The following is a 10,140-nucleotide window of genomic DNA, read 5'->3' as shown; positions in this document are numbered from 1 at the left end:
TTTTATGAACTCTGGCGTTTACCGAGCGATCGCAGTAAAATTGCAGACAATCGTCATCTCGTCATCTGCCTGCTTCACCCCGATACGGATATCAGCAAAATCCAACAATTCTATCCCCTTTTTCGGCACTTATTCCAATTCCGCAATAAAATCATTTGGGCATACCAACAAAGTCGGAAACTCAAATCAGATATGAAACAAGCGGCACAAATCATTCACCGCATTGTCAGAGACTTACCCCAACAAGTGACTGCCGACTCCCTGAACCTCAAACTATTACAACAGTATCTAACAGATACCTTGACAATTCTCTCTACTTATGCTACATATTTAAGCCGGTTGGAGGAACAACAACATACGATTAACTCCAATTTAAAAAATTACCAGCGACGACTAAAAACCTTCGCGAAACTCGATGCAGAGAATGGCGATCGCCTGTTAAACTGCTTTGAACCCTTCGCGGATTATGCCCTAGAAAAATATCAACCGCAACTGGAATCAGATATTGCCAGTTTAAGTGCGGGATTGCGCTTACTGGAAAATGCGATTAAAACCATTGAAGGCATCATCCAACTGGAACAAACTAAAAGCGATCGCGCCTTAAACGAAACCGTGGCGATCGCCACCGTGGGACTCGGACTCAGTGCAATTACCGCCACCGTTGTCTCCACTCAACAACCCCCAAGAGGCGATCAATTTTTCATGGTAACTCCACCCTTCCTCTGGAGTATTGGCATCCTTTCCCCCTTTGTCATCTGGTTACTGCTGCGGTTGTATCATCCTTTCAAAGGTTGGAAAAAAGGGATTTTATCTCATTTTGAAGAGACCCCCCCCAGCCCCCCCTTGCCAAGGGGGGGAGTTAGATTTGATGTGGGAAATGTTAGGAATTCCGAAAAAGATGCCATCAACAATGACATCACAAATCCCTAAATCCCTAGTCGGTTTCAACCGACTTTAGCTATGAGGCCGCCAACGTTTAAACCCCCGCCGGTTGTCGCAACCCAACCCCCGGCGGTGTAACCCTTCAAACCTCAATCACTTGATCCCGCTTCAACAGCAAACTCGCTACAACCATTCCGACAATTGCCAAGAATATCATCGGATAAAAGGCATAAGTATAGCTGCCAAACCAATCGCGAATTTGTCCGGCAATTAGCGTTCCTAACAACGCACCGACTCCGTATGCCGTAAACACAATCCCGTAATTTTGAGCATAATTATCTGGATTAAATAAGCGCAAGGTCGTCGTAGGTGCGATCGCCAACCATCCCCCCAAAGATGCCCAAAACAGACAAAAAGCAACCAAATAAGTCGCAACTTGTCCCTCTTTGGCATTCAGCATCAGCAGACAGGCAATCAAAACGAGAGTATAAGAGACCATCGCCACATAGCGGGGTTGAAAGCGATCGGTTAACCAGCCAAATAGCGGACGACTCATGCCATTAAATAGGGCAAATAACGAGACACTACTGGCAGCTAATGCCGGGTCAATCTTGATCATTTCCTCCCCGACGGGACTGGAAATTCCAATCGCACTCAATCCCACAAACGTGCCAATGCTGTAGCAAATCCACAGTCCATAAAAGGACCGACTTTTTACCATATTCCCTGGATAGGCGCGGGGTAAGGCGGTGGATGTTGTGGAGACAGATTGTGCCGGTTGCCAGTCTTGCGGTGGCATTTTGAGGGTAGTTGCGATCGCCACAATAATGAGAGTAAAGGCAATCCCTAAAATCCGCAAAGTTTCTCGGACACTGTAGGCATCAATTAACCCTTTCGCAAGGGGTGCAGTGATTAGAGGAGAGAGTCCAAATCCAATAATCGTTAACCCCACTGCTAATCCTTTTTTATCAGGAAACCATCGCGCCACCACTGCCATTGGTATGCCATAAGCAATCCCCACCCCTGTCCCGGCAATCAGTCCATAAATGAGGGTCATCGAGACAATATTGTTAGCAAAACTGGAGAGAATGTAACCCATTCCGACAACAATACCCCCGACTGCCGTCATAATTCGGGTGCCCATTCGAGTAATATAAAACCCGGCAATAGGCATTGTAATTGCATAAAAAACTAAGGCGATGGTATAGGGTAATAAACTTTCGGTTGCGCCAATATTCAGTTCCACTTCTAGGGGTTTTCTAAACACACTCCAAGAGTAAACAGTACCCAGACACAGTAAAACGCTCATCCCCAGAGGAATCATTAACCATCTTCCCTGTTGTGCAGGCAGTCCAAATACAGTTAATTTTGAGCGATCGTGAGTGATATTCATTACTTCTAACTCCCTGGTAGAGATAATTTGAGTTAATTTGTAGAGATTTGTTGCTGCTTCTTATGGTCTAGCTCGTTTCTATAGAGTTTCTTTTATCAAAGTTGAACCCTCTGATTGCTTCACTTTTACTGTACCATGATTTGCAGTCCTCCTTATCATGAAAACTTGATTTTTTCCGAGGCAGGAGTATCCGAATCAAGGTGGGGGTATCTGGTATCCCGGCAACGACGGCCCCAAATTTGAGCCTTTTGATAGAGGTGGAATTGAATCTATTTCTGTATCCTAGGGATAATCAACTTGAAAATTAGCAGATAAAACTTTTCCTTTGGAAACTTTTTCAGTTGCTTCATTCAGGAATTGATTGTTTAAAATAACCGCTTAAAACTGATATATATCATGACTCAATCTACACAATCAGAATGGATCGAACGTTTTGCTCGCTTTGGATATGCTGCCAAAGGATTTGTTTACGGATTGGTTGGCATTTTGGCCTTGCAAACTGCATTAAACCGAGGGGGACAAACCACGGACCAAAAGGGCGTACTTTACGAAATAGTGGAGCAACCTTTTGGGCAAGCGTTACTGTCTTTTGTAACCATTGGACTGATTGGTTACGCAATGTGGCGTTTTCTACAAGCCTTTATGGATACAGATAATAAAGGGACTGATTTAAAAGGGTTAATCGAGCGATTCGGATTTGGAATGAGTGCGGTCATTTATTCTGGGTTTGCTTTTACTGCCATGAAAATCTTGACGGGTAATGGAGAAAGTAGCGGAGAACAAAGTGATCAAAGCGCTCAACATTGGACCGCCCGGTTTCTCTCACAACCCTTTGGACAATGGTTGGTGGGACTAGCTGGTGCAGTCGTGATTGGTTTAGGATTTTATTATTTTTATAAAGCCTTTACTGGGAAGTTTCGCAAAGAATTAAAAATCAGACAAATGACTCCCAATGAAGAAAAATGGGTGATGGTAGCAGGTCGAGTTGGGTTATCTGCAAGGGGTATTATTTTTACCATGATTGGCTGGTTTTTGATGCAGGCGGCTTATCAGTCCGATGCGAATGAAGCCCAGGCCATTCCCGGGACTTTAGAGGCTTTATTGAGGCAGCCTTATGGGAGTTTGCTTTTGGGAGTTGTAGCAGTGGGGTTGGTGATTTATGGACTGTATATGGGAGTACACGCCCGCTATCGGCGCATTCACCCTCCCCAAGCTGACCCCAAACAACTTTTGAATTTGGGAAAATAGGCGATCTCCTCGGGACAAACTTCCTTGTCCTTAGGGGGGATGCTTTCTCAAACATCACCCTCAACTCATTCACCCGGATGAATGGGTAGCAAATTTTTTTAACAAATTTTCAGGAATAGCAACGAGACGATGACTTGAGACATGGATAAAACATCCCGTCTGTTTGGCAGTTACAGCAATTTTATCATCCACGATTAACTCGGTTTTGACAATCCATTTAACCGACCCCATGTCACTAAACCACATTCGTCCCTCAATCAAATCGAACAATTTGATGGGTTTATGATATTCCAGGCGAGTTTTCCCAATTAGTGGTGATATTCCTAATTCTAATTGCTGTTCTAAAGAAAAATACTGTTGAAATAAATCTAAGCGTAAATCTTCAATCCATCGCATCAAAATCATTTGGCTTACAAACCCGGTTATATCAATATCGTAGGGTTTCACGGTGAAAGCTAAAGCTGTCTCTAATAGCGCATCTTGTTCTAAGGTCATAGTCCCTCAAACTGGTATCTTAAAAAACGATTCGGTTAGTCCTCTGGGTTAAAACTGCCGGGAGGCAATTTTACAGGACTCTAACTCATTGTAATCATTTTTCAACAAAAGAACGTACCGGGGACTCTACAAGGGAAGAATGAGGTTAAGGGAATCAGAAACCGGGTTTCTGCCATGACTTGCTGCAATTTGCCATAGCTTTGGGGAAGAAACCCGGTTTCTCATCGTTAGGATTTGGCCGGATATTGCTGCAAGACTCGCTTTAAAAATTGTCCGGTGTAGGACTGAGGATTTTCTGCCACTTCCTCTGGGGTTCCAGTGGCGATCGCCTCTCCACCTTTATCCCCGCCTTCTGGTCCTAAATCAATCACCCAATCGGCACAACGAATCACATCTAAGTTGTGTTCAATGGTCAAAATTGAGTTCCCTTTATCCACCAATCGTTGCAATACATTCAACAATTGATGCACATCATAAAACGATAATCCCGTAGTCGGTTCATCGATTAAATACAAAGTTTTTCCCGTAGCGCGACGGGAGAGTTCCGTTGCCAGTTTGACCCGTTGCGCTTCACCGCCAGAGAGGGTCGGTGCCGGTTGTCCGAGGTGAATATAACCCAATCCCACATCCACTAATGTTTGTAACCTTGTCGCCGCCCGAGGGATATGTTTAAACAGTTCTAATCCTTCTTCTACGGTGAAATTCAAGACATCAGCAATGGAATGTCCCTTGTATTTCACTTGCAAAGTTTCTCGATTATATCGCGCTCCTTTACAAATATCACACTGCACATAAACATCGGGTAAAAAATTCATAGAAATGACATTTACCCCTTGTCCGCCACAAGCTTCGCAGCGTCCGCCTTTGACATTAAAAGAGAACTGACCCTGTTTATATCCTCGTGCTTTTGCTTCGATGGTTTCGGCAAATAACCCCCGAATCATATCAAAAACGCCGGTATAAGTAGCAGGATTAGACCGAGGCGTTCTGCCGATGGGGGATTGGTCGATAATAATCACCTTATCGACTGCATCTTTTAAACTCTTTTCCCCCAAAGTTTTGAGTTCGTCCATGTCCACAGGAAAAGGAACTTTTCGCGTGATATGATGTTGCAGGGCGGGATAAAGTAAATCATTAATTAAACTGGATTTACCGGACCCAGAAACTCCCGTCACACAGACTAATTTTCCCAGGGGAATTTCCACATCAATCTGCTGAAGATTGTTGCGAGAACAGTTTTTCATGACCAGAAAACGCCCATTTCCCTCTCGCCGTTCTACTGGGGTTTCAATTTGTAATCGTCCGGATAAATAGGCCCCGGTGAGGGAATTTTCTGCCGCTAATAGGGTATCTAACTGTCCTTGTGCGACAATTTCGCCGCCATGTACCCCAGCGCGAGGACCGATATCCACAATCCAATCCGCAGCGCGAATTGTGTCCTCGTCATGTTCGACAACAATTAAGGTATTACCCAAATCGCGTAATTTGGCTAAGGTATGCAGCAATCGTCCGTTGTCTCGTTGATGTAGTCCGATGCTGGGTTCATCGAGAACGTATAACACGCCGGTTAATCCTGCGCCGATTTGGGTTGCCAGACGAATCCGTTGTGCTTCTCCTCCAGAAAGGGTCATGGCAGGGCGATCGAGGGTGAGATAATCCAATCCCACATCTAATAGAAATTGTAGTCGGGCGCAAATTTCTCGGAGGACGAGTTCGGCAATCTGTGCTTGCCGATCGCTCAATTGCAACCGATCAATGCGATCGCGACAGTCCCGAATAGAAACCGAGGTCAAATCATCAATATGCTCACTCCCAATTCGCACCGCCAACGCTTCCGGTTTCAGGCGTTTGCCGTGACAACTTTCGCAAGGGCGATTGACCAAATATTGGTCTAATTTTTGCTTTTGCAGTTCTGAAGCACTTTCTTCATAATACCGTTGCAACAAGGCCAATGCACCGGCATAACGACGATTATTTCCCCATCCTTCAATATTAATCGGTTCATCCGCACCATATAAAATGCTCTTTTGCTGTTTCGCCGTCAACTGTTTCCAGCGCGTCGTCAACTCAAACCCATACGCATTTGCCAACCCTTGCAAGACAGACAAATAGTACGCACTCTCCTTGTCCGCCCAAGGTGCGATCGCCTCATAAACCGGCGCATCGGGGTCCGGGATGATTAAATCCGGGGAAAAGGTCCGAAAACTGCCCAATCCATGACAACTTTCACAAGCACCATAGGGAGAATTAAAGGAAAACAAACGCGGGGAAAGTTCTTCCATCACTGCCCCATGTTCAGGACAGGCAAACTTTTCAGAAAAGACTAATTCTGTCTCTCCCTCATCGGTGGTACTGTCTAATAATTGAACAATAGCAATCCCTTCAGAATGCCGCAACCCGGTGGTTAAAGAATCCACTAATCGTTCTTGAATGCCTGTTTTTTTAATCAGGCGATCGACCACAATTTCAATGGTATGGGTATGATTTTTATCCAGTTCAATATTTTCCGAAAGTTCGCGGATTTCGCCATTCACTCGCACTCGCACAAACCCCTCGGAAGAGAGACTGGAGAGAACTTTTTTATGAGTGCCTTTTTTACCGCGAACCACCGGGGCGAGAATTTGAAATTTAGTGCGATCGGGGAGATCCATGACCCGATCGCACATTTCATCAATAGTTTGTGGGGAGATCGAGCGATCGCAAATCGGACAGTGAGGTTTTCCCGCCCGTCCAAATAACAAGCGCAAATAATCATAAATTTCCGTCACCGTTCCCACCGTCGATCGCGGGTTGTGGGAGGTGGATTTTTGGTCAATGGAAATCGCCGGAGAGAGTCCCTCAATGGATTCCACATCTGGTTTATCCAGTTGTCCGAGAAACTGACGGGCGTAGGCGCTGAGGGACTCCACATAACGCCGTTGACCCTCGGCAAAAATGGTATCGAAGGCAAGGGAGGATTTCCCGGAACCAGAAACCCCGGTAAAGACAATCAGGCGATCGCGCGGGAGTTCGAGGTCAATATTTTTAAGGTTGTGCTGTCTTGCACCCCGAATTCGGATGCCGTGATCCCTGGGATTGACCACTGCCTCGGTTAATGAGGATCCATTTAAGCTCGGCACGGGTTTTTGGGTAGACGCACTGGCACGTTTAGGCATAAAAAGTTAACTATATATTTCTTAACAATTTTAGCGGGTTTGGATACGGATGAGGGGGCGGAGAATCGGATGATGCGGGTTCGGATATCCGAGGGGTCCTTGGTTTTTGGGGTGGGGTGAGTGAAGAGAACGCCTTCAGGCGTTTCCGGAATCTTTCCCCATTACCATAAAATGAAATGAGTACCAGGAGTCAAGGAATAATGGACAAGTATCAATCCCAAGTTGAAAAGGCGATCGCCACTTTAAACGAAGACTTACCGACTTTATTTGAAAAAGATATTTCTTACGATATTTATAGAAAAGATATCTTTTTTAAAGACCCAGTAAATCAGTTTAAGTGGAAATTCAATTATAGAATTATTTTCTGGACTTTAAGATTTCACGGCCAACTATTTTTTACAGAACTCTATTTTGATTTGCATGATGTCGAACAGATTGCGCCGGATATGATTTTAGCCAATTGGACCGTGCGGGGGCGGTTACGGTTACCCTGGAAAGCTGATTTATTTTTTAATGGGTATTCTAATTATAAATTAGATGAAGATGGCTTGATTTATGAACATATTGATACTTGGGACCGCGAACCGAAGGCAATTTTAAAGCAGTTTCTTCCGCAATAAAAGATGTAGGGTTTGGAGACCTAACCCCCCAACCCCCTTCCCTCGGAGGTCAGGGGGAGCCGGAAGGGGGAGCATCAAAGCCCCTCCCCTCTGAGGGGAGGGGTTTGGGGAGAGGTCTCTATTCTTGAGTTCCGGCGTTACGGAGCGATCGCGCTACTTTTTTGTAGCCGTTAAACTCAGCGATCGCCAAGGCAGTGTAACCTCCGCGATTTTTGAGATTGACATTGGCACCTTTGGCTATTAATTGGTGCACCGCTTCCTCAAAACCGCGATGGGCGGCCCACATCAAGGCGGTGGCCCCGGCGTCATCTTGGCAGTTGACATCGGCACCTGCCGCAATCAGGACCTCGATGACTTCGGTCAAATTGCGATCTGCCGCTTTCATCAGGGCCGTTCTGCCTCCAGTGGAGACGGCATTAGGGTTGGCACCCGCTTTGAGTAGGACTCGGATGGTGTCCAGATGGCCGAGTTCAGCGGTGGCGGTGAGGGGGGTTTCGTCAAAGTTGCTGGGGTTGACTTCTGCGCCTTTGTGGAGGAGGGCCGCCACAATGTCGGCGCGATCGTGCAAGGCGGCGACGAATAACGGGGTGTCTCCGAGACGATTGCACCGTTGGAAATCGGCCCCCCAGTCGAGTAACAGGTTGACCACATCGGCATACCCTTCGACTACGGCCCAATTTAAGGCGGTTTCTCCGTCACTATCGATCGCATTAATTTCCGCACCGGCATCCAGCAACGCCCGCACCATCTCCCAATGGCCTCCAGATGCCCCAGCCATCAGGGGGGTAAAGCCATCGAGATTTTTGGCATTCACATCGGCACTCGCGGCAAGCAGGGCGATTACCATCTCGGTATGGCCCCGATCGCAGGCGAGTAGCAGGGGAGTTTCGGCATCTTTATCGGTGACATTGGGGTTAATCCCACCCGCTAACAAGATTTGCACAATGGGCAGGTCCCCGCGTTCTGCTGCTTCAATTAAGGCGCTGCCGCAATCATATTTTTGACAGGCGAGACCCTTTTGGATTAGCAGTTCTAAGAGTTCTGCATCGCCCTTTTGGGCAGTGCGGAACAACAGGGAATCCAGATCGGCGATCGCCTGTAAATTGGCCCCTGCCGCTAGTAAAGATTGAACAATAGCAACATGACCCTCGACAATGGCAAGTTTGAGGGCGGTATCGTGATCTTTATCTTTGATATTGGGGTCGGCACCGTGGGTCAATAGCAGATCGGCGATCGCCTGATTGCCTTTGAGTGCCGCCACCATCAGTGCTGTACTGCCATCATCATTCCGGGCATTCACCTGTGCTCCGGAGAAGAGTAATAGGCGGACCACATCAATCTGATGATTGGCACCAGCGAACATCAACGGGGTAATGCCGTACTTTTCTCGGGGAAGATTCGCCTCGGCACCAGCTTCGAGCAAGTGACGGGCGATTTCTGTGTAACCTTTCTGGGAGGCAAACATTAACGCAGTCGTGCCTTCTTGATCTCTGGCATTGACACGCGCACCCTCAGCCAGCAGGGTAATCACTTGATTAATGTTGCCAATTCGAGCCGCCTGAATTAATAGAAGATCCTGGTTTGAGAGCATTTGCTGAGATCGACTCAATCTCGGGGTACTTTAACGGTATCGCGAAAGGAGCCGACAATCAACCGAGATCATCCGGAGATCTTCACCCGGGCGATCGCGCTGGATCCGGGACTGCTACAATGACGCCGCTTTGTTCAGGGAGCGCCACCCTTAAGGGTCCGAGGGATTTTCAAGTCTCCAGACCCAAATTATGATAATTTTTATGAAGATCCTCACGCGATATGGAGAACACCATGACCATAGAACTGCCCGCACCGTTACAAACGGGATTGACCTTCTTCCACCCCTTGTTGATGTGGGTGCTATTTGGACTCTCGATTTACGCCCTCGTCCTGGGAGTGAAACTGAAGCGCACTCGCAAAGCGACAGGAGACGAGAAAAAAGTTCTAATTAAGGGCAAATATAATGTTAGACATTACCAAATCGGGTCCATCATGCTGGCCCTGATGGTATTCGGCACCGTCGTGGGTATGGGTGCCACATATGTGAATAATGGCAAGCTATTTTTTGGTCCGCACCTGCTCGTTGGCTTAGGCATGACAACGATGGTGGCCATTTCAGCTTCCCTAGCGCCCCTTATGCAGCAAGGAATCGCTTGGGCGAGAGTCACTCATGTGGCAATGAATATGACTTTGCTCACCCTGTTTGGCTGGCAAGCCTTCACGGGTTTGCAAATTGTCCAAAAGATTTTGAGCAGTGATTCCTAAAAAAGGCGCAAGCCCCCTCACGAGCAGAAAAAGGCGCAAGCCCCCTCAC

The 10,140-nt window shown here is 46.9% G+C and carries 7 protein-coding genes and 1 pseudogene; 4 read left to right on the top strand and 4 right to left on the bottom strand.

Annotated features, from left to right (window positions below):
* A pseudogene (locus tag J0895_RS13220) lies at positions 1–930 on the top strand (hypothetical protein); the annotation flags it as partial.
* A 94-nt stretch (positions 931–1,024) separates the two neighbouring features.
* Here the strand turns inward: J0895_RS13220 and J0895_RS13215 are convergent.
* Positions 1,025–2,275, bottom strand: a complete 1,251-nt coding sequence (locus J0895_RS13215; RefSeq protein ID WP_207088552.1) for an L-lactate MFS transporter — start codon at positions 2,273–2,275, stop codon at positions 1,025–1,027.
* 396 nt (positions 2,276–2,671) lie between these two features.
* On the opposite strand from J0895_RS13215, the gene J0895_RS13210 reads away from it, so the two are divergent.
* Positions 2,672–3,523 carry a DUF1206 domain-containing protein gene (locus tag J0895_RS13210; RefSeq protein ID WP_242541272.1) on the top strand — a complete coding sequence of 284 codons (852 nt, stop codon included), beginning with the start codon at positions 2,672–2,674 and terminating at the stop codon, positions 3,521–3,523.
* A 69-nt stretch (positions 3,524–3,592) separates the two neighbouring features.
* On the opposite strand, the gene J0895_RS13205 is transcribed toward J0895_RS13210, so the two are convergent.
* Together J0895_RS13205 and uvrA are read right to left on the bottom strand one after the other, a co-directional pair.
* The gene (locus J0895_RS13205; RefSeq protein WP_207088551.1) at positions 3,593–4,018 is read right to left on the bottom strand and encodes an acyl-CoA thioesterase; all 426 of its coding nucleotides are present in this window, start codon (positions 4,016–4,018) and stop codon (positions 3,593–3,595) included.
* A 227-nt stretch (positions 4,019–4,245) separates the two neighbouring features.
* The gene (uvrA, locus tag J0895_RS13200) at positions 4,246–7,173 is read right to left on the bottom strand and encodes an excinuclease ABC subunit UvrA (protein WP_207088550.1); all 2,928 of its coding nucleotides are present in this window, start codon (positions 7,171–7,173) and stop codon (positions 4,246–4,248) included.
* A gap of 200 nt (positions 7,174–7,373) precedes the next feature.
* On the opposite strand from uvrA, the gene J0895_RS13195 reads away from it, so the two are divergent.
* A complete protein-coding gene (locus J0895_RS13195; RefSeq protein WP_207088549.1) occupies positions 7,374–7,793 on the top strand; it encodes a C6orf136 family protein in 420 nt (139 codons plus the stop codon).
* A gap of 118 nt (positions 7,794–7,911) precedes the next feature.
* Here J0895_RS13195 and J0895_RS13190 read toward each other — a convergent pair whose 3' ends face one another.
* Positions 7,912–9,384 (bottom strand): ankyrin repeat domain-containing protein, encoded by a 1,473-nt coding sequence (locus J0895_RS13190; protein WP_207088548.1) that lies wholly within the window; start codon positions 9,382–9,384, stop codon positions 7,912–7,914.
* 233 nt (positions 9,385–9,617) lie between these two features.
* On the opposite strand from J0895_RS13190, the gene J0895_RS13185 reads away from it, so the two are divergent.
* The gene (locus J0895_RS13185; RefSeq protein WP_207088547.1) at positions 9,618–10,091 is read left to right on the top strand and encodes a DUF4079 domain-containing protein; all 474 of its coding nucleotides are present in this window, start codon (positions 9,618–9,620) and stop codon (positions 10,089–10,091) included.
* Positions 10,092–10,140: the final 49 nt, after the last annotated feature.

Source organism: Phormidium pseudopriestleyi FRX01, assembly GCF_017313335.1.
Classification (GTDB): domain Bacteria; phylum Cyanobacteriota; class Cyanobacteriia; order Cyanobacteriales; family Laspinemataceae; genus Laspinema; species Laspinema pseudopriestleyi.
This window is presented reverse-complemented; position numbering and strand designations above follow the sequence as displayed.

Coding starts and splice junctions, on each gene's coding strand:
- J0895_RS13215 (WP_207088552.1), bottom strand. CDS start 2,275: ATGAATATCACTCACGATCGCTCAAAATTAACTGTATTTGGACTGCCT.
- J0895_RS13210 (WP_242541272.1), top strand. CDS start 2,672: ATGACTCAATCTACACAATCAGAATGGATCGAACGTTTTGCTCGCTTT.
- J0895_RS13205 (WP_207088551.1), bottom strand. CDS start 4,018: ATGACCTTAGAACAAGATGCGCTATTAGAGACAGCTTTAGCTTTCACC.
- uvrA (WP_207088550.1), bottom strand. CDS start 7,173: ATGCCTAAACGTGCCAGTGCGTCTACCCAAAAACCCGTGCCGAGCTTA.
- J0895_RS13195 (WP_207088549.1), top strand. CDS start 7,374: ATGGACAAGTATCAATCCCAAGTTGAAAAGGCGATCGCCACTTTAAAC.
- J0895_RS13190 (WP_207088548.1), bottom strand. CDS start 9,384: ATGCTCTCAAACCAGGATCTTCTATTAATTCAGGCGGCTCGAATTGGC.
- J0895_RS13185 (WP_207088547.1), top strand. CDS start 9,618: ATGACCATAGAACTGCCCGCACCGTTACAAACGGGATTGACCTTCTTC.